Genomic DNA, 20096 nt, shown 5'->3' with positions numbered 1-20096 from the left:
CGGATTCATCTTGCAAGCTTTACGATATCTTTGCAATTTTTGTAGTGTCTTTTACGACACATACAAAAAACCTGCGCTAGAGTAGAAGCATACACCTCCTCCAGGCTAAATTAGGGAGGGGAGCAAGGCTTCAGGGAGTAAAATCTATGAAAACCGTATTAGAATCCATTCATTTGGATTATGCTTTCATGTTTACTTTCAAAAAAGTAAACTCGATCAAGCTAGAAGGTTTCAAGGAATTTTTTGACGATATGCCTGTCGATCCGTATGTGAAAGGTAAGTATCGTTCGAGAAGATTATCGCGGTTTGCAGTCAACGGAAATGAGTTAGTTAAGTTACCTCACGGCTATTTGTTTCAAAGCAAAACATACAATCCGCTAGTGGGTGATATCAGGCGGGAATTTGCCGAATTGGACGATCGACTAATCGCCCTCGATAATTTCAAACAGATGATTTTTGCTTTTTTCGATTCCTGCAAAATTCACCCGGAAGCTGAAATCGGCATCCATCAAATCAGGACGACTTGTTCGCCAAACAATTTCGGCAACCCCGCACCGGAAGGCATCCACCAAGACGGTACTGACTTTATCGGGATTTTCTCGGTGGACAGAACTAATATTGTCGGCGGGGAAACGCATTTGTACTTGGCTAAAAGAGAGAAGCCTGTTTTTAATAAAATTCTGCATCCGGGAGAATTGCTGTTAGTTAACGACCACGAGTTTTTCCACTTTACTACGCCGATTAAACCGGAATCTGAAGGAGTGGGAACCAGGGATGTCTTTGTGCTGACTTCTCCGAGTTTGCTTACCGATTGAGGATACAGTCTGGGACGAATAACCTAATGATGTAATACCAATTTAATGTGAAGTTGCACATATCTCGATCCCCCCTCGCATACCCCCTACTCCCCCTGATTGTTGGGGAGTAGGGGTTGACTTTGAGAAGAATCTTGTCCCCCCCTTAGTAGGGGCGGTGCGACCCCTACTCCCCGTGCCCGCCCTCTTGGCTAGGGGGGATCGGATTCTATGCAACCTCATAAAAAATTGGTATAAGGTGCGCGCCGCGCACCTTACTCCGATTACCCATTACTGCATCCCACAGATGACTTTTTGGTTGCGCCCCCACCCATCTCGATCGTGGTTAATGCTTGGGAAAATCGATTCCTGGAATTGATATTCCTTCCATCTTCTCCACATATCGTCCTTGAGCCGCTACACACTCGGCCATTTTTTGAGCTTGTATGGGTTGACTCCTTCGATCGGGCGAGATACCTCTATACTCCCATGTACCGCGAATGTCGCCAGAGAATGCTTTTCCATTGTTTTTTAATACTAGCTCTGTGCCAGTTGCATCAATATAGTATTTCCCATTTTCAACAGACACGCTGCTAATTGTGATAGATTCGACTCCTTTGTAGGGATTTGCAGGGCCATCAACGATCTTGATGCAGATTCTATTGTTTTGATGTGCAATCTCTCTACGGGAGTTATTGAACATTGTTCCTTGAGCGTAGTAAGCTCCTGTGGGTAGAATTGTAGACCCTTGTGGATTACTTTGAGCAGATGACAATGATGAGTTTGACAGAAGGAGAGAACTAACAATTAGTGTTTCGATCGCCAAAATTTTCATTTGCAACAAAACTCCATTAAAATTGTTTTTTAAGATTCTACACGATCGCAGATGCTCTATAAACTTCTCTAGAGTTCTTGCAAAAGTCAAATTCACCGCCCGCAAGTCCCCCCTTATTAATGCCTCTAACAACTCACAGATAAATCTTATCGAAACTTCCGTTCAGATTCTTGAATCGGAACATCATTAATACTAGCTTCACGTCTTCGCATTAACCCATTTTCTGCAAATTCCCACTGTTCATTACCATAGGCGCGATACCAGTAGCCAGAATCATCGTGCCACTCATACTCAAATCGAACAGAAATCCGATTTTCTGTAAAACTCCACAGTTCTTTCTTTAAACGGTAATCTAGTTCCTTTCCCCATTTTCGTCTTAAAAAAGCCTTGATTTGTTCCCGTCCGCTGAAGAATTCGGCACGGTTTCGCCACTGAGAATCTTCCGTATAAGCTAAGGCTACTCGTTCTGGATCGCGGGTATTCCAGGCATCTTCAGCAGCTTGAACTTTGGCTTTAGCCGTTTCCAACGTAAAGGGCGGTAGAGGTGGTTTAGTTTCCATCAGCTTTGTTTTTTGTGATTATAAAAGATTAGGTGCGGGATGCTCGCGCTACAGAGATAGTTTTGGGACTTTGATATCAATCCTCAGCATCGGGATCGATTCCCATTGCTCGCAGTCGCTCCGCTAACTGGGTAACTTTTCGCTCTGCTTGTTCGGCTCTTTCTCGTTCTTTCTCGGTTCGAGCCCGCTCAATTTCAACTTGTTCGGAGCCAGTTAACAGCAAATTCCCCTGCGAATCCCACCACCGCAGCCAAAGCAGTTCTTGATTTTGATAGCTTCCCTGCCACAGTCCCAATTCTACATCTAGTACAGGAATCGGATAGTGACCGCGTTCGTTTGGCTCCATCCTTCGATACCCAAAATCTATCAGGTGATAGACTTCTAAATTGCCAGTTCTCATTTCATAAATACCGTAGTAAGGGATGCGGATAATTCTCTCGTACACCCAAAACTTACCGGGTTTAGTTGTTGTACCGTCGGCCGCCACAGAAAGCGGAGTACGTGAAGCGAAGCTATCCCGAAGGGAATCGCGCTCTTCCTCTCCATTACCGCTAGCAAATTCTAAAGCATTGACATACTCACCGACCTGAAGGTACGGTGATTCTTAAGCCTCGCGACTTAAGTTTCTGCTTCTTCGCAACTGCCTCCACCCTCAAAGAGTTTTGGTCTTATGTTCGCTCCACAGACTAACCCCGCAAGCCCTGCGGTTTTTACGTGTCGAATACCAAACGGAATTCTTCGTAGGTTTGATTCTAGGGTTAGACTTCCATTGCCCTATCCTCTTGAACCGGTCTACCGATTTTGCTTCGCCGCCAGCACCTCGGGCTGAACTTCGCTCGTATAGGCTGTTTGATCCATCGTCTCGGGTGGGTCGTTGACCAATTACATTCTAATATAAAGCCGTCCTAAAAGGACGGGGTTTCTACCCAAATTTGTGATGAACGGAGCCATGTGTTCCCGCCAAAGTACATAAGAACGGCGAAAACCATCGAGTGTTGCGGGTACATTCGGCACGTAAAACCAATCCGGTGCTTCTGCACCTCGCTCTGGCGGGTCAGTTTCTCGCCAGTAAATCCCGCAATCTTGCCCGATCGCATATTGTCCGTCTGGATGCAGTCGCTCTACAACCGGCCCGATCGAATCTGTCAGAATGATGCTCTGGGGATGCTCCTGAAAATTTTTCACAAATGTACCGTCTTCGTCTGGCAATTGGGTATGGTCGGGGAATGCAGGAGGCAGACCTGTAGCAGTTATTGTCTCGTTCATCGTCTTTTCCGTGCAGTTATTGTTCATTGTACTGCGAAATTTTAGAGCAATCAGATTTGAAACTTTAGCTAATATTCGCTAATATAAAAAAGCGATCGTAAAAGGTAACTCAGATGGTTGTCGCAATTTCTAAAGCAGGATTGGGTACAGTTGCGGCTTTCCTCTCAAACGTGACATGGGAGACTCTGGAAAAGTTGGATGCTGATTTGGCGGCAACTGGGGCGCGCTTAACTTATTTGGATGGGTGTTTAGAAATTATGGCTCCTTTTTCTGAGGAACATGAAGAATCTAGAAACACTTTAGATCAGCTTTTAGAGATTTATATGCGGACGAAGAACATTCGTTTCTACGGGCGCGGCAGTACAACTATCGGGATGAAGGAGTTAGGTGCACGGAAGGAACCAGATGAGTCTTATTGTTTGGGTACGCGCAAGTCGGTTCCAGATTTGGCGATCGAAATAACAGTGACGAGTGGTGGAATTGATACGCTGGAAATCTATCGTCGGGTGGGTGTGCAAGAGGTTTGGTTTTGGGAGGATGGGGTAATTTCGGTTTATTGCTTGCGTCCAATGGGATATGAGTTGGTGAGTAAGAGCGAACTTTTGCCGGAGTTGGATTTGCGATCGATCGAGTTTTATTCGCGGATGGCGGATCAATATGATGCGGTTAATGCTTTTATGCGATCGATGTAGAAGTTGAGAAGTGCTACTATATAAACTGATTGATGCAGGTGAAGTTACAAGACACAATAAAGCCCCCTTAAGAAAACCAAACACAACAACTGCTGGCATTCAAACAAGCTTTTAATTATAAATTGATTTCTATAGGGAGTTTTTTCATTTTAGCTCCTATTTATTTCTAAAATAGAGACAAGATGAGTTTTCACATTTAGTAGATGACGAAAGAAATGCGATGCTATATGTATTTAATCGCTTGTTCTATTGTTGTTGCAGTTAAATTGTTTTGACTGTTAGAAACCAACAAGTAATTTTTTTGGTTTCCTTGGACAATAAATCCCTTCTCACGTGTTGAAAAAACAATTCGGATTTTACCTTGGAGAACATTAGGAAGAAGGATTTCATCTTCTGTTCCAAAGTTTTTGATGGCATCTCCTATTAACCGCGAGTTTAAGTTGGCAGCAAATGAATCTGGATCTCCAGCAATGCCTACAAGTATACTGCTACCGGAGCCAGTCAAAGTATCAGATCCAGATTCTGAAGCAAGCTCGGAATTACGAGGGGCTGTGCGACCTACTCCTATTACTTCACTGCCATTAGAATAAGCAGCAACGCTATCTTGTCTTGGAATCACAGGGGTAGGGGTGGGAGTCGGAGCCGGAGCGGGTGTAGGAGTAGGCGTTGGGCTTGGTGTGGGAGTTGGAGTAGTTATAGCTTGAAGAACTCCGTTTTCGACAGAAAAGTTACCGATTAAAACATCTCCTTCTGCAGGATTGTAGTCTGGAAGTTGATCTCCTGCTTTGACATTGAAAGTATCGCTGCCATTACTCCCGTAAAGAATGTTGATACCTTCACCACCAAATATGAAATCGTCACCTTTGCCACCGTAGATGGTATCGTTACCTTCACCGCCGTAAATTGTATCGTTACCTTGATCGCCGCGGAGAAAATCATCTCCACCACCACCATACAAGATATCGTTATCTTTGCCAGCGTAAATGGTATCGTTACCACCATTGCCAGAAAGGGTATCGTTACCTTGGACACCAAAAATGATTCCAGATTATTGAATTGCGTCATTGCCGTTGGTTCCAACAATAGCGCCTTTGAACTCACCGTCTTGGATAATAGTCATTGTCGTTGTTTCCTTTTTTTGTAAAATGCCAAAACACCAACTTTTGGGTGAGTTTTTCTTGTACCTTGTTGGTTTAAATAAAACTTTTACCTAAAAAGTTATCCTAACGAGTTTTTATGCTTTTGTCAAGAAGTAAAACAAAGACATCTTTAGAATAGGTCTTTTAGTAGTAGGGTGCGTCACCTTGCCATTTTTCACCAAAACGATCGATTATCGCAGGTGACACACCTTACTTTTGTTGGTAATCAAATTGCGCTCGCCCCTCCCCTACCATCTCCAGTAGCAGAAGAAGCGCGATCGTTTTATTTAATATAATTGACAAAACCCTCTCAAGTTTAGAGGTTCTCCCAATCACTAATATCAACTTTAGCCTGTCGCAAAATCTTAGCTAAAAAGTTGGCACTGATATCACCTTGATGAGGATTGGGGATGGTAATGCGAAGGTTATCTTTCAACATGAACTGATGCCTTTTTCCCGAATAGGGGCCGTCAAATCCCAGTTGTTTCAGATAATAAATTAAGTCTCGACGTTTGACGGGTTTTAAAGGAGGCATCAGGCAACTTCCTTGGTAACTGTAAGGTCGATATTATCAAGGACAGGTAAAGGAAGTTTCAGGGTGAGACTAAGTAAAATCCAGTCTTCCAATACCTCTTGCAATTCTTCTCGACAAGCTTCGAGACTTACAGCATTTGCATAGACTCCCTCACAGATAGGAATTTCTCCGTAGAAAGTCCCATCATCAGGGAAAATTTCATACTTAGCTTGCTTCATAGCAGCTTGGATGTATTTAGTTAACATATTAAAGCAATCTCCTTTAAGGTGACAAAACGAATTGGGATGATATCAAGCCAACCTTGATTAGCAATAGAGCCAAACAAAATTATGGCCTGTCCGTTGAGATTACGATCGATCAAAAAAATTATGCTTTAGCATCAAGTTTGGCCTTAGTCGCTCGAAGTTTTTCCCAAGCAGCTTCGGTTCCTGGTTTTGGTGGCATGGCGGCTATTCTGGCAATGAGATCGCGATTTTTTTCTTCATAATACAGCCGCAATTCTTCAGCTTCCTTAAGCACCATTTGATACTCAGCTTCAACATCAGCGCGATTTGCCTCAATATAAGCTAAAGCTGCGTTAATTTGTTCCTCTGTAAGGTCAAACAATCCCTTGATAAACTTAGGCGGATATTGAGCCGTCACATAGTCCATGATGTCGTAGATGGTGATGCGCGTACCTGCGATCGACAGTCCTCTTTCTGTACGGATGATAGCTGTTTGTTCGTCGGATATGCTTGTCATGCCATAACATCCTCGAAGTTATTTCTATATTATAATAATTATCAAAAACCTTGCAACAATCATTAGTTTTTGGTTTGTTTCCTGTTTTAGTAACACGATCCAAAATCCAAGAAACCGGGTTTCTGCGATAATTACGCATCTTTACCGAGATTTTGAAAAGAAACCCGGTTTCTGACTCCCCACAGACTCCAAGAAACCGGGTTTCTGCGATAATTTACGCATCCTTACCGAGATTTTGAGAAGAAACCCGGTTTCTAACTCCCACGCGCCCCAAAATCCAAGAAACCGGGTTTCTGCGATCGTCTTGGAATTCTCACGCCCGATTTAGTGAAGAAACCCGGTTTCTAACTCCCACGCGATCGCCCAACTTCAACTAAACCCAGCTAACCACAGCGGAAGCATCAACAGCAAACCGACAGAAGTGATGGCGATGCTACTAGCTAACAAATCGCGATCGAGCTCGTAGACTTCTGCTAAAATCAGCACCGAAAGAGCTGTGGGCGTTCCCGACATCAACACCAACACGAACCTCGGATCGCCGCTCAATCCGAAATAACTAGCACCCAATCCGATTAGCACCGGCACAATTACCACTTTTAACAGTGACGGGATTAACGCCAGTTCAAAACTTTCCCATTTCTTAATAGACCTCAGCCGGATGCCAACCAGCACCAAAGCACTGGCAATTACCACCCAAACAGCAGTCTGCAATCCCGATTCCACTGTTTCGGGCAGGGGGATGTTTCTAGTATAAAAACCAATTAAAAAAGCCCACAGGGCGGGAACTGTCAGCACGTCCCGGATCTGAGTCCACCAGTGTTTTTTTTGCTCGGAGTTCCCGAAATAGCTAGCAATAAATACACCGAAACAATAAGTTCCAATAACGTTGTTAGTGACGCTGTACAAGACAGCCCAGTTGTTGTTATCGGTGCTGATGATAGACGGGGTGATTGCTAATCCCACAAAGCCCGTATTCCCTAACATCGCAGCTAGGAGAAAACTGCCTTGGCTCGATCGCTTCAGGGAATTAAAATTTAATAAGAATAAATTAACCAGAGAATTTTTGCCCTGAAAATAGGGCTTTTGGATGTGGGCCGCACTCAGCCTACGCAATAATACCCAAGTCAGCCAAGCACAACTCGTACTCAGAAATAACACGAATATGGCGATCGCCGGCGTGAATCCCACAGCACCCGAAAAATCGCTCTGACGGGCTAAAACTAGAATTTGCAGCGGTATCCCAATCCAGAAAAGAAAGTGGCTCAGCAGCTTGGGAAAATCAACTGGGATGTACCGAAACAGCAGCAGTCCCAAGCCCGTCCAGATAACTAGAGGGGTATAAGCGTGAAATAAGGTTTCAATCATAAAAATTTAACTAGACAATTGGAAATGCCTCTATCTATTAATAGTAATGCTAAAATCCGTTTAAGAAATGCGAATTGTCGTTAGCGGAGCCCTCGAAGGGGATCGCACTTGCACGCTTTTTCGTCCTAGCGTGTTCGCAGCACTGCTGGCCCGAAAATTTTCGCCCAAATTCCCGCACCTTCCACGGCACAATCCTCAGACTGGCTGCCCCAAATGCTTGCAGCTTTTTGCCTTCAGATTCACAAAACCTCTGTTAATTTGACCAATGTGCGATCGAGTTATCTTGCCTTGGACGAACAGACGTGCAACGTTTTCCAGCCGCTTCGATCGAACGGAAACAGGGTGAGACTAAAGCTGCTGATGACTTGCACTCATTAATTCAATTTCAAAGCATTAACAGGCACCTCATCCCAAGAACTAACAGTCCGCAAGGTAGCAACCCAGCCCTGCTGTTTTTGCTCGGCCGTCAAATTCTTCTCAAAAGATTCGTGGCAATCCTTCGCTTGAGTCTCATCGCAACAAGCAATGCAAGAATAAAGAATACCCGACGGATCGATTTGCTCGTTTACCCAAATAATCACGATCTACTCTCCCAATTAACTTAACTCTTATCTAAATTTTCCTATATTTTTGTCAATTAAGTAGGTAGGTATTAATTAACCCTAGTGCGGCATTTTAGGTTAACAGGCAAGATGCCTGTTCCACACACAACAGGCAAGATGCCTGTTCCACACACAACAGGCAAGATGCCTGTTCCACACACAACAGGCAAGATGCTTGTTCCACACACAGGCAAGATGCCTGTTCCACACGCAGGCAAGATGCCTGTTCCACACACAGGCAAGATGCCTGTGCCACATACAGGCAAGATGCCTGTGCCACATACAGGCAAGATGCCTGTTCCATACACAGGCAAGATGCCTTTTCCATACACAGGCAAGATGCCTGTTCCATACACAGGCAAGATGCCTGTTCCATACACAGGCAAGATGCCTGTTCCACACACAGGCAAGATGCCTGTTCCACACACAGGCAAGATGGCTGTTCCACACACAGGCAAGATGCCTGTTCCACACACAGGCAAGATGCCTGTTCCACACACAGGCAAGATGCCTGTTCCACACGCCTTAATTACTTCGATGCCAAATTTGCCAAAGACTCGCCCGCAAGCCGGCAAATCCGCCAGTCGGGCATCACATCAGCACCGATACCCTTGTAAAATCCGATCGCCAATTCATTCCAATCCAAAACGCTCCATTCCAAACGCCCGCAGCCCCTTTCTACTGCCAACTGCGCTAAATAAACTATCAAAGACTTGCCAATTCCCCGCCCTCGAAACTCAGGCACCACAAACAAATCTTCCAAATAAATTCCCGGCTGAGTCAAAAAAGTAGAATAATTGTAAAAAAATAGCGCCCAGCCCACAACTTGACCTTCGCACTCGGCTAAAATCGCTTCAACAAAAGGTCGATCGCCAAACAAATGATGCTCCAAATCAACGGCATTGCCAGTAACGGCATGAGATAATTTTTCGTACTCAGCTAAAGCTTTAATCAAATCAAACAGCACCGGCACGTCGGCGCGGGTAGCTGGACGCAAAATTACCTCAGAAGACATAAATAAGTAAGTAGTACGCGACAATCAACAATTAAAAATACCACATCAAGACATTTTTAATTGGTAATTTTTAATTAATTTTTTCCACATTAAACCAGCATATTTACGGTGGCCTCGGAGTGCCACCCCACAATAATTTTAAGATTTTTCAAAATGCCAACTCAATGTTTTTGGCTTATTTCAACCAGCCCTTCAATCGTTCCGTCACTTGAGGGCGACGCAGCTTTCGCATTGCCTTATTTTGAATTTGACGGACTCGTTCGCGGGACAAATTGAACAAACTGCTGACCTCTTCTAAAGTGTAAGGTTCGCCGGTCAGCAAACCGTAACGCATAGCAACAATCTCTTTTTCCCGCTCAGTCAAAATACTGTCCAACACCTCCAAAATATCTTGGCGCATCATCATCTCATTCATCTGAGCTTCGGGAGATTGCGTCGCGTTATCTTCGAGAACATCCAAAAGTTCCGAACTTTCTTCTGAGCCGATGCGGTGGTTGAGAGACAAAGATTGCCGACGTACTTGCTGGAGGTAGCGAAGCTGTTCGCAAGTAACTTGCATTTCTCTCGCAAGTTCAGTTTCAGTTGGATTGCGTTGAAGAGAACGCTTCAAATCTCGATAAACTTTTTTGAGTTTATTTAACTGTTCGACAACGTGAACAGGCAAGCGAATCGTCCGCCCTTGATTGGCAATTGTCCGGGTAATTCCTTGGCGAATCCACCAATAGGCATAGGTAGAAAACTTGTAACCCTTCTCTGGATCGAACTTTTCGGCTGCCCGATTTAAACCCAAAGCTCCTTCCTGAATTAAATCGAGAAAAGGCACGCCCCGATTAAGATAGCGTTTGGCAATCGAAACCACCAAGCGCAAATTCGAGCTGATCATTTTCCGTTTCGCCGACTGACACTGGTGGCGAAGCTGTTGCAGTTGAGTTTCGCTTATCCCCAAAGCCGCAGCGATTTCAGCTTTTGTCGGCACTCTGTCCAATTCCTGCTGCAAACGCTGTTCTAGTTTCTCCAGGGCTACCAATTCTTGAACGCGGCGCGCCAACTCCACCTCTTCGGCTGCTGTCAGTAGAGGATACCGAGCCATTTCCTTGAACAAAGCTCCCACTGGATCGTCGGCAGACCAGTTGTTGTATGCTGACGATCGAGTTACCGTCGGACGATCGATCTCGGTGTCTTCATCTTCTGCGATCGCGAATGAGGCTTCGGGTGCCACCGCAAAACTGCCTAGGTCAGATTCTGCCATATCGTGCTTGGTGTCGGTGGAAGGATTTGAAAAGTATCCCTTAACTTTAACCAATTTAACCCGAAATTTCCGAAATCCATCTAGAAGCCGGTGAGTGATTTTAGTGGCTGATATCTGTTCGCCCCAATTTTAGTATCTGTTCGCCCCAATTTTAGACCTTTCTATTGAGTTCGAGCCAGTAAAGGAGCTGCCTGCAATAATTGCTGAGTATAAGGGTGCTGCGGATTAGTAAAAATATCCCTAGTCTTACCGATTTCAACAATTTTTCCAGCATTCATTACCGCAATACGATCGCAAAAAAATCTCGCCACCCACAAATCGTGCGTAATAAACAGATAAGTCAAATTAAATTCCTGCTTCAACTCCAACATCAGCTCTAAAACTTGAGTCTGCACGCTGGCATCCAGCATACTCACAGGTTCGTCGCAAATTATCAGTTGCGGCCGAGTAATCAAAGCGCGGGCGATCGAAACTCGCTGCTGTTGTCCTCCTGACAATTCCCCCGGATAGCGACGAAAGAAATCCTCCCCAGGACTTAAACCCACCCGCTCTAACATTTGGATTACTTGTTTTTTCGCTTCGCTGCCATTAGCTAATTTGTGAATAAACAAAGGGTCAGCAATACTTTGCCCGACAGTCATCATCGGATTCAGGCAAGCGTGGGGGTCTTGAAAGATCATTTGCATTTCGCGGCGGTGCTTCCTCACAGCATCGCGGTTCAGGGCAGTTATATCTATTCCTTGAAATTCCACTTTGCCACCAGTCGCGGTAATTAGCTGCAAAATCGTGCGTGACAAGGTACTTTTCCCGCAGCCGGACTCCCCCACGAGCCCTAGGATTTCTCCCCGTTGTAGCTCTAAACTAACGCCGTCTACGGCTTTTATTACCTGGCGATTCCTGGAAAACAACTGATCTAATAAATTGCTTTCTAAACTGTAGTGTTGCTGCAAATTGGTTACGGTCAAAAGAGGCGCATTTGTTGAGTTTGCAGTAACCGCTTCAGTCCTGATTTCCTCGAATGCTAACCCTTTGTCAGAATCGGCTTGAATGTGCAAAGCTGCTTTGAGGAGCGATCGAGTATATTCGTGCTGCGGCTTTTCAAAAACGTTTTGCACCGGCCCTGTTTCTACGACTTTACCGCCGTACATCACCGCAATGCGATCGCAATACTCAGCCACCATCGCCAAATCGTGAGAAATCAACAAAATAGCCGTTCCCCGTTCCTCACAAAGTCGGGTTAATTCCTGCAAAATCTGAGCAGCTACAGTTACGTCCAAACTTGTAGTCGGTTCGTCCGCCACAATTAATTTGGGATCGAGCAAAAGAGCCAAAGCAATTGCTACTCTTTGCCGCATTCCGCCACTAAATTCGTGGGGAAATTGCGACCAACGAGACGCGGGAATTTTCACAGCTTCCAGAGTTTCGATCGCCCGTTTCTTAGCTTGCTTGCGATCCAAATTCGGTCGGTGAGCTTGCAAAGTCTCGATGCAATGTTCTCCTACAGTCATCAAAGGATCGAGACGAGTCATCGGATCTTGAAAAATCAATGCTACAGCTTCGCCCCGAAACCGTCTCAGCCGCGAAGGATTCATATCAAACACCGACTCTCCAGCAAAACTAACTCGCCCCTCAATCAGCGTTGAATCCGGCAGCAACCGCATCGCCGCCCTTCCCAAAGTTGACTTACCGCACCCAGACTCCCCAACTAATCCGAGCTTTTCCCCCGGTTTCAGCGTCAGGGAAACCCCGTCTACTGCCCAACCGGATTGGCCCCGCCGCTGAGGATAAGCTACTCGCAGATTGTCAACGGAAAATAGAGAAGAGTCATTAGTCATTAGTCATTAGTCCTTAGTCAATCGATTTTAGATTTTAGATTTTGGATTTTAGATTAAAGAATTAAAGCATTAACTTGCGCGAGATAAATTCGGGGGCTTGTATCCTGGATGCTTTCGGTCAGTAGTCAGTGGTCAGTGGTCAGTTGTTATTTGTTATTTAATGGTCAATATACTGGCTGTTAGTTGTTACTTCTTAGTGTTTCAGAGTTATTAGTTATGGGCAAGAGACTGCTCTGCTGTTTGTAAATACAAATAAAAATAGCTACAAACAAAGCTTTTATTAGTACATCATTCACCGAGCAACTGATAACTGACAACTGACAACTGACAACTAACAACTGACAACTGACAACTGACAACTAATAACTGACTAAATCTCCCTTCGCTTCAACTCAGCTCTCCGCAGTATGTAAGTAGCGGCACAATCTGCGTGAGGATGGTCTGCTAAAACTTCCGCGAGTTCCAACACATATCCGGCGATATCCGGCCCCAGCTTCTCAGTCAGCACTTGACGTTCCCGAGATGCGAGTTCTTGCACGCGGGCCTTAGCTTGCCAATTCGCAGAAAACATCTTGTCAATCTCGGTGTGGAATCCCAGACTTTCGAGAATGTCCCACTCGCCGTTATCGCACCAAATGCCCCCGCACAACATACAGCGCTCTATGTAAAAGGGCACTCTGCTGAAAGGAACTTTCGCCCGCGACAGATAGTGACCGTCTTCGGGACACAGGGCTGCTTTGCTGTCGTAGACAGAGGGGGTGAATTCTATGCCCAGAGTCCCTGTCGCATCAGGCTTCTCGGATTTGTTGTACCACTGGCTTTGCTCTTTTTGCCAAGCTTCGTATTCTCTGCCTGGAATCCAGATACCGTAACAGTTGGGACACCACTGCACGGACATACGGCCGGCTAAGGTACCGCCTTCTAAATTGGGATGTTTACATTTTGGACATTCCACCGCTTTATTTCTCCTTGCCTTATTAATTCCCTGTTAATTCAATTATTAATTCTGTATCTGGGCGGGCCCTGAAGAACCAGAATTTTTTTGCAGCAGCGCGCCACAGTAGCCAATTAGCGTGTTAAGCCGCGCGATCGCCCCAGTTTGCCTCGCCTTTGCTGTCGCTGGCTGGCGCGACGCTTGCAAAAACGTGACATCTGTCCCCAATAACCGCAGTTGCTTGTGAATTTCCGTCAAATAGGACTGCTCTGGGGGTGTTTCTGAGGCGTCTAAGTCATCGCTTTCGGCTCTCATAATTTGGTTTCCGAAAAATTGTTGCACTTTTCTGTATTCGATCGCCAGCGCGGCCCGATCCAGATTATCCTGTGCAGCAGTTCTTTGTAGTTGTTCTAGCGCTTGCTGTAATTCTTGGTAGCACTGGCGGCGGTCTTCGGACAATATCATGATTTTGTAAACAAATTTGTATTTATAATCTAAGTAGATACTTACTTAAGTTTGCTCATAGGGAGGGAAGCTGTGCGTTTTTGGAGCTATTCCCTGTTTTGTGAGAACTTTTTTTGATTTTCTGCCCTAACTCTACCCTTCTGGCTGCTGCTTTTAGTTTAGCGTTGCCGGTAAATGCCGATCGCCCGCAACCTCAACTGCTACCGCCAAAATATGCTTATTTTACCCGATTTTCCTCGATCGACAGACTGCGGCGGTGGCAGTGGTGTCACTATATTTTCCTACCTCCGAGGGGGGGCGACTCGGAATTAGATAGGTAGAGTTAACAGAAAAATCGACTATTTTTTTGAATTGCAAATTGTGGCATTCAAGTAGTTTAGTATAGCTAAACACATAATTTCGGCAATTCAACCAAAAACTGGCTTTTAACCATTTGTATTTCTAAGTTTTAAAGGTGTACCCCATGAACGCGAACACTCTGACTCCCTCTCCTTCGATCGATCCTGCTGTAGTTCCCGATTGGCTGCAAGAATGCCTGAATGCTCGATCGGAGCCTGATGGGGGCTCTAACCCGAATTGCTCGACTGACGACAGCTTAATTTGTCGGGCCTTTGAATTTGCCCGCGACTTGCACGAAGGACAATACCGCAAATCGGGAGAACCTTACATTTGCCATCCGGTAGCTGTCGCTGGAATACTCCGGTATATGGGCGGCAACAACGTCATGATTGCCGCGGGCTTCCTCCACGACATTGTTGAAGATACAGATATTACTCTCGAAGAAATAGAACAGCGGTTCGGCGCGGAAGTGCGACAGTTGGTTGAAGGTGTCACCAAGCTTTCTAAGTTTAATTTTTCCAGCAAAACAGAGCGCCTTGCGGAAAATTTCCGCCGAATGTTCCTAGCAATGGCTAAAGATATTCGCGTCATTGTGGTCAAACTGGCAGACAGGCTGCACAACATGAGGACTTTGGAGCATTTGTCCGAAGAAAAGCAACGCAGTATTGCCCTAGAAACCCGAGATATTTTTGCTCCCCTAGCAAACCGTTTGGGTATTGGCCGCTTTAAGTGGGAATTGGAAGATTTAGCGTTTAAATACCTGGAACCCGAAGCTTACCGCGAAATTCAGGAATTGGTGGCCGAGAAGCGAGCCGATCGAGAAACTCAACTCGCAGAAGTCACAGATAGTTTGCGAGAAAGGCTTGACAATTTAGGCATTAAATGCTATGAAGTTAGCGGCCGTCCCAAACATTTGTACGGGATTTACGGGAAGATGCAGCGCCGCCAAAAAGGGTTTAAGCAAGTATACGATATTGCGGCGGTGCGGATCATAGTAGAAACCAATGATGACTGTTATCGGGCTTTGGCGATCGTCCACGATTCTTTCCGCCCGATTCCCGGACGCTTTAAAGATTATATCGGTTTACCAAAAGCCAACCGCTATCAATCTTTGCACACCGGAGTAATCGGAACCAGCGGCCGCCCCATCGAAGTGCAAATTCGCACCGTAGCAATGCACCACATTGCAGAATACGGCATTGCCGCGCACTGGAAATACAAAGAAACTGGCGGTTCTAACACAAAAGTCACCGGCGACGACGAAAAATTTACTTGGCTGCGACAACTCCTTGAATGGCAAAGCGACCTCAAAGACGATCGCGAATATTTACAAAGCATTAAGGACAACTTATTCGACGAAGATATTTACGTTTTTACTCCTAACGGAGACGTGATTGCTCTCAATAGCGGATCAACTCCCGTAGATTTTGCTTACCGCATTCACACAGAAATTGGCAATCACTGCACCGGTGCCAGAGTAAACGGGCGAATGGTAACACTAGACAAGGTTTTAAAGAACGGCGATATTGTAGAAATCTTGACCCAAAAAAATGGTCATCCGAGTTCCGACTGGCTGAATTTTGTCAAGACAAACGGAGCAAAAAACCGAATTCGCCAGTGGTTGAAGCGATCGCACAGAGATGAAAATCTCGCTCGCGGGCGGGAATTGCTGGAAAAAGAATTAGGTAAAAACGGCTTAGAATCCTTGCTGAAATCTGAACCCATGCAGTCTGTGGCTCAGCGCTGCAACTACCACAGCGTCGAAGATTTAATCGCCGGTTTGGGGTACGGCGAAGTCACCCTAAATCTCGTAGTAAATCGACTGCGAGATTTAGTAAAAGTGCAGCAAAAAATTGAAGCGGCTCCTGCAGGAACCCACGAATTGCCCCAGCTAATACCTGCATCGACGGCACCGAAACCAGTACCGAGTTCGTCTCCGAGCAAATCGCCGATCGCAGGTGTAGAGGGATTGCTCTACCATTTATCCGGCTGTTGTTGTCCGATTCCTGGGGAATCAATTATTGGAGTTGTGACTCGCACCCGCGGAATTTCGATTCACCGACAAGGATGTTCAAATGTTGAGAACGTGCCTGGGGATCGCTTGGTTCCTGTGAGTTGGAATTCCAGCAACCGCAATGAATCTCGGCCCAACACTTATCCGGTTAACATTCAAATTGAAGCCCTCGATCGAGTGGGAGTTCTCAATGATGTTTTATCGCATTTGAAGGACAACCAAGTGAACGTCCGCAGCGCTCAAGTCAAAACCTACCCCGGATTGCCGGCCTTAATTGACTTGTGCATGGATATCCAGGATAAACAACAGTTCGAGCGCACTTGTATGCAAATTAAAAAGATGAGCGATATTTTGAATTTGCGGAGGCTGAGTGAAGGGAATTAGAAATTTAATTTAGCGGCTGGTGCGGGAAATTGGTAAGTAGTAATTGAAAACAAACTTTTCTCTTTAAACTCTTAACAATTCCCCAACTAGCCGCAGTCTGCTGTTACCAAGCAGTAAGAATTATTTACGAGAAATAAGTTAAAGCATGGATGACAGTCAGTTAGAAACTCTCCTCAAAGACATTGAATCCGATCGAGTAGAGCGCAAGGCCTCAATATCTGATAAAGGTAAACTCCGTCAGGCTATATGCGCTTTTGCCAACGACTTGCCAAACTACCAACAGCCAGGGGTACTATTTATAGGTGTTAATGATGATGGAAGCTGTGCCAATTTGAGCATCACCGATCAACTTTTACTAACCCTCTCGGATATGCGTTCAGATGGAAATATACTGCCTTTTCCCGCGATAACCGTGCAAAAGCGAACGCTTGCGGGATGCGAGTTAGTAGCAGTCATTGTAGAACCATCAGATGCACCCCCTGTCCGCTATGACGGGCGAATCTGGGTACGGGTGGGCCCCCGCCGCACTACTGCCACAGCCGAAGAAGAGCGCCGTCTCTCAGAAAAACGGCGTTCCAGAGATTTACCTTTTGATATTCAATCTTTGCCTTCCGGGACACTAGATGACTTAAATTTAACTTTATTTCAACAGGAATATCTACCTTCAACATTGCCTATTGACATATTAGAAGAAAATCAAAGAACCGTCGAACACCAATTAGCATCAGTAAGGTTTATTAGCACTTTACCGTCAATTCAGCCAACAAATTTAGGTATATTGGTAGTAGGAAAAGACCCCCGGCAATTGATACCTGGGGCTTATATTCAATTTTTGCGAATTGAGGGAACTGAGCTAACTGACCCCATTAAAGACCAGAAAGAAATTGCTGGGCCACTTTCTATGATGCTGAGAGTGTTAGATGAAATACTGCAATCTCATATCTCAGTAGCTTCTGATATTACCGCTCAGTCAGTGGAAATCCAGCAGCCAGATTACCCGTTAGTAGCATTGCAACAGCTTGCTAGAAATGCGCTCTTGCACCGCACCTATGAAGGGACGTATGCACCAGTAAGAATTACCTGGTTTAGCGATCGCATTGAAATTCAAAACCCCGGCGGGCCCTTTGGACAAGTTAATCGGCAAAATTTTGGTATGCCTGGAATCACTGACTACCGAAATCCAAATTTAGCAGAAGCCTTAAAAAATCTTGGTTATGTACAAAGGTTTGGAATTGGTATCGCCATAGCTCGCAATTCACTGCAAAAAAATGGCAGCCCACCACCGGAGTTTGTTGTCGAAGATGCTCATGTTTTAGTAATTATTAGGAGGCATCCGTGACAGTACCCATTATTGCTTTTTTCAATAATAAAGGTGGCGTCGGTAAAACTTCGCTAGTCTATCATTTAGCCTGGATGTATCGCAATTTAGGACTGCGGGTGCTAGCAGCAGATTTAGACCCCCAAGCCAATCTGACTGCTGCTTTTCTAGATGAAGAACGTTTAGAAGAATTGTGGGAAGGCAATAACCGACCTAACACAGTTTTTCGCTGCGTACAACCTTTAATTAGAGGAATTGGTGATATTGCTACTCCAGAAGTAGAGCAGATTGAAGAAAGATTGGGACTCTTGGTAGGAGATTTATTGCTCTCTGGATTTGAAGATGAGCTCTCAGCAGAATGGCCCGGGTGCACCGATCGCAAGGAGCGTTCTTTTCGGGTCATCTCTGCTTTTTGGCGACTCTTGCAAGAAGCAGCAACAGTTCATCAAGCTGATGTAGTTTTGACAGACATCGGCCCGAATTTAGGAGCGATTAACCGGGCCGCTTTGATTGCAGCTAACTATGTAGTAGTTCCTCTATCACCGGATTTATTCTCACTGCAAGGATTGAAAAATCTCGGCCCAACTCTCAGACGCTGGCGGCAAGAATGGCTAGAAAGATTAGAGAAAAATCCTGCCCCTGATTTAAAGCTTCCTCAAGGTCAAATGCAACCTGTTGGTTATATTGTCCTGCAACACTCGGTACGGCTAGACCGCCCAGTGAAAGCTTATCAGCGATGGATTGCACGGATTCCTAATATTTATCGGGAAGCTGTGCTCAATGAATCGGAAAATAGCACGCTTTCCATCGCTGAAGATCCTCACTGTTTAGCTTTGCTAAAACACAATCAGAGTCTGATGCCGCTTGCTCAAGAAGCCCATAAACCTATGTTCCACCTCAAACCTGCGGATGGGGCAATTGGTTCTCACGTCCAGGCCGTGCAAAGTGTTTACCTAGACTTTAAAAAGCTAGCTCATAAAATTGCTGAAACCGTAGAAATCCCAATACTTACCAATTTATAATTCCAACTTTTAAGTAAGCTGCTACGGATATAAAGTGAACTTTTAGGAGAGAAACTGCCGATTACTTTGCGCTAGGTGCGGGCTGGGAACCGCCCAACTTTTGCTGCAAAAACTCCCGCGCCACTTGTCCGGCTTCCTGCTGTTTCCCGTCAACTTGATAGTTTAGTTTACGCATATCTTCTTCGGAAATTTTCCCGCCCAATTCTGCGAACACTGGACGCAATTCCGGGTATTTTTCCAAAATTTGCGATCGCACAACCGGAACTGCTTCGTAGGGCGGGAAATAGTTCTTGTCATCTTTGAGCACTACTAAACCTAAACTTTGAATCAAACCATCCGTCGTATTACCAGCAATCACATCTACTTCTTTTTGTTGCAGCGCTTGATAAAGCAATCCTAACAGCAATTCCTTCGGTTGTTCTCGAAACTTAATCCCGTAAGTTTTAGCCAATCCGGGAAATCCATCTTCTCTCTCGTTAAATTCTGGGCCGAAACCAGCCCGGAGGTTAGGTGCAGCTTTCCCAAGTTGCGAGAGAGTTTGTAAATTGAGTTTTTTGGCATCGTCTCCCCGCACAATAATCGCAAAACTGTTATTAAATCCCAGCGGTTCCGTCCATTCTGCTTTAAACTGTTTGGGATATTCTTGTTTGAGGTAATCGAGGACTTTTTTGGGGTCAGAAATCGGTTTCTGTTTGAGCAGGTTGGCGTAAGCAGTCCCTGTGTATTCGACGTACAAGTCGATTTTACCTGCTGTTAGGGATTCATGGCAAAGCGAACCTCCGAGATTCAGTTCTCGTTCTACTTTGATATCTGTTTTAGCTTCGATGTGCTGTGCTAAAATTTCTGCGAGAATGGCTTGTTCGGTAAAGTCTTTCGAGCAGATAACAACTTGCTTTTCGGGCTTAGAGGTACATCCTGCTACTGCAAGCAAGCAAAGCAGCCAGCAGGAATAGAAAAAAAAATCGTTCTTAGATATTTTCATAAGCGAACTC

At 45.2% G+C, this 20096-nt stretch carries 21 protein-coding genes and 2 pseudogenes; 6 read left to right on the top strand and 17 right to left on the bottom strand.

The window, feature by feature from the left end:
* Positions 1 to 146: 146 nt before the first annotated feature.
* A complete protein-coding gene (locus QUA00_RS07545) occupies positions 147 to 815 on the top strand; it encodes a 2OG-Fe dioxygenase family protein (protein ID WP_333140191.1) in 669 nt (222 codons plus the stop codon).
* Positions 816 to 1140: 325 nt separating this feature from the next.
* Here the strand turns inward: QUA00_RS07545 and QUA00_RS07540 are convergent, their stop codons facing one another.
* From QUA00_RS07540 to QUA00_RS07525, 4 genes and pseudogenes are all read right to left on the bottom strand, one after another.
* Positions 1141 to 1629, bottom strand: coding sequence for a hypothetical protein (locus QUA00_RS07540; RefSeq protein WP_333409229.1), 489 nt, complete (start codon positions 1627 to 1629; stop codon positions 1141 to 1143).
* 146 nt (positions 1630 to 1775) lie between these two features.
* A complete protein-coding gene (locus tag QUA00_RS07535) occupies positions 1776 to 2189 on the bottom strand; it encodes a nuclear transport factor 2 family protein (protein ID WP_333140194.1) in 414 nt (137 codons plus the stop codon).
* Positions 2190 to 2265: 76 nt separating this feature from the next.
* A pseudogene (locus QUA00_RS07530) lies at positions 2266 to 2757 on the bottom strand (Uma2 family endonuclease); the annotation flags it as partial.
* A 368-nt stretch (positions 2758 to 3125) separates the two neighbouring features.
* Positions 3126 to 3455 (bottom strand): annotated as a pseudogene (locus QUA00_RS07525) (Uma2 family endonuclease); the annotation flags it as partial.
* Between the two features lie 113 nt (positions 3456 to 3568).
* Here QUA00_RS07525 and QUA00_RS07520 point away from each other — a divergent pair.
* Entirely contained in the window at positions 3569 to 4147 is a 579-nt protein-coding gene (locus QUA00_RS07520; RefSeq protein WP_333409228.1) for a Uma2 family endonuclease, read from the top strand.
* Positions 4148 to 4370: 223 nt separating this feature from the next.
* Here QUA00_RS07520 and QUA00_RS07515 read toward each other — a convergent pair whose 3' ends face one another.
* The 12 genes from QUA00_RS07515 to patD form a co-directional block, all read right to left on the bottom strand.
* Complete coding sequence (locus QUA00_RS07515; protein WP_333409246.1) at positions 4371 to 5186, bottom strand: hypothetical protein; 816 nt, start codon at positions 5184 to 5186, stop codon at positions 4371 to 4373.
* A gap of 416 nt (positions 5187 to 5602) precedes the next feature.
* Positions 5603 to 5821, bottom strand: a complete 219-nt coding sequence (locus tag QUA00_RS07510; protein ID WP_333102003.1) for a type II toxin-antitoxin system HicA family toxin — start codon at positions 5819 to 5821, stop codon at positions 5603 to 5605.
* Positions 5821 to 6066 carry a type II toxin-antitoxin system HicB family antitoxin gene (locus QUA00_RS07505; protein WP_015178899.1) on the bottom strand — a complete coding sequence of 82 codons (246 nt, stop codon included), beginning with the start codon at positions 6064 to 6066 and terminating at the stop codon, positions 5821 to 5823. Before QUA00_RS07505 ends, QUA00_RS07510 begins: the two co-directional genes overlap by 1 nt.
* A 121-nt stretch (positions 6067 to 6187) precedes the next feature.
* On the bottom strand, positions 6188 to 6562 hold the full coding sequence (locus tag QUA00_RS07500) for a DUF433 domain-containing protein (RefSeq protein ID WP_333140199.1): 375 nt from the start codon (positions 6560 to 6562) through the stop codon (positions 6188 to 6190).
* Positions 6563 to 6931: 369 nt separating this feature from the next.
* A complete protein-coding gene (locus tag QUA00_RS07495) occupies positions 6932 to 7927 on the bottom strand; it encodes an AEC family transporter (protein WP_333140201.1) in 996 nt (331 codons plus the stop codon).
* Between the two features lie 374 nt (positions 7928 to 8301).
* Complete coding sequence (locus QUA00_RS07490; RefSeq protein WP_333038077.1) at positions 8302 to 8508, bottom strand: glycogen debranching protein; 207 nt, start codon at positions 8506 to 8508, stop codon at positions 8302 to 8304.
* Between the two features lie 94 nt (positions 8509 to 8602).
* On the bottom strand, positions 8603 to 9049 hold the full coding sequence (locus QUA00_RS07485) for a hypothetical protein (RefSeq protein WP_333409227.1): 447 nt from the start codon (positions 9047 to 9049) through the stop codon (positions 8603 to 8605).
* 9 nt (positions 9050 to 9058) lie between these two features.
* On the bottom strand, positions 9059 to 9544 hold the full coding sequence (locus QUA00_RS07480) for a GNAT family N-acetyltransferase (RefSeq protein WP_333409226.1): 486 nt from the start codon (positions 9542 to 9544) through the stop codon (positions 9059 to 9061).
* Positions 9545 to 9719: 175 nt separating this feature from the next.
* On the bottom strand, positions 9720 to 10793 hold the full coding sequence (locus tag QUA00_RS07475) for an RNA polymerase sigma factor, RpoD/SigA family (protein ID WP_333140207.1): 1074 nt from the start codon (positions 10791 to 10793) through the stop codon (positions 9720 to 9722).
* A gap of 161 nt (positions 10794 to 10954) precedes the next feature.
* Positions 10955 to 12628, bottom strand: a complete 1674-nt coding sequence (locus QUA00_RS07470; protein WP_333409225.1) for an ABC transporter ATP-binding protein — start codon at positions 12626 to 12628, stop codon at positions 10955 to 10957.
* Between the two features lie 370 nt (positions 12629 to 12998).
* Positions 12999 to 13583, bottom strand: coding sequence for a zf-TFIIB domain-containing protein (locus tag QUA00_RS07465; protein ID WP_333409224.1), 585 nt, complete (start codon positions 13581 to 13583; stop codon positions 12999 to 13001).
* 45 nt (positions 13584 to 13628) lie between these two features.
* Entirely contained in the window at positions 13629 to 14027 is a 399-nt protein-coding gene (gene patD / locus QUA00_RS07460) for a heterocyst frequency control protein PatD (protein WP_333140213.1), read from the bottom strand.
* Positions 14028 to 14140: 113 nt separating this feature from the next.
* Between patD and QUA00_RS07455 the strand changes: the two genes are divergently transcribed.
* The 4 genes from QUA00_RS07455 to QUA00_RS07440 all read left to right on the top strand — a co-directional run bounded on the left by QUA00_RS07455 (position 14141) and on the right by QUA00_RS07440 (position 19104).
* Positions 14141 to 14347, top strand: coding sequence for a hypothetical protein (locus tag QUA00_RS07455; RefSeq protein WP_333409223.1), 207 nt, complete (start codon positions 14141 to 14143; stop codon positions 14345 to 14347).
* 143 nt (positions 14348 to 14490) lie between these two features.
* Positions 14491 to 16764 carry a bifunctional (p)ppGpp synthetase/guanosine-3',5'-bis(diphosphate) 3'-pyrophosphohydrolase gene (locus QUA00_RS07450; RefSeq protein ID WP_333409222.1) on the top strand — a complete coding sequence of 758 codons (2274 nt, stop codon included), beginning with the start codon at positions 14491 to 14493 and terminating at the stop codon, positions 16762 to 16764.
* Positions 16765 to 16909: 145 nt separating this feature from the next.
* The gene (locus QUA00_RS07445; protein WP_333140219.1) at positions 16910 to 18103 is read left to right on the top strand and encodes an ATP-binding protein; all 1194 of its coding nucleotides are present in this window, start codon (positions 16910 to 16912) and stop codon (positions 18101 to 18103) included.
* Positions 18100 to 19104, top strand: a complete 1005-nt coding sequence (locus tag QUA00_RS07440) for an AAA family ATPase (RefSeq protein WP_333140221.1) — start codon at positions 18100 to 18102, stop codon at positions 19102 to 19104. Before QUA00_RS07445 ends, QUA00_RS07440 begins: the two co-directional genes overlap by 4 nt.
* Positions 19105 to 19165: 61 nt before the next feature.
* Here the strand turns inward: QUA00_RS07440 and QUA00_RS07435 are convergent, their stop codons facing one another.
* Positions 19166 to 20086 carry a glycine betaine ABC transporter substrate-binding protein gene (locus tag QUA00_RS07435; protein ID WP_333140223.1) on the bottom strand — a complete coding sequence of 307 codons (921 nt, stop codon included), beginning with the start codon at positions 20084 to 20086 and terminating at the stop codon, positions 19166 to 19168.
* Positions 20087 to 20096: the final 10 nt, after the last annotated feature.

The sequence above is a fragment of the Microcoleus sp. T2B6 genome, from assembly GCF_036700475.1.
Classification (GTDB): domain Bacteria; phylum Cyanobacteriota; class Cyanobacteriia; order Cyanobacteriales; family Microcoleaceae; genus Microcoleus.
Note: the sequence above shows the minus strand (reverse complement) of the source record. Positions and strands in the feature narration are given on the sequence as shown.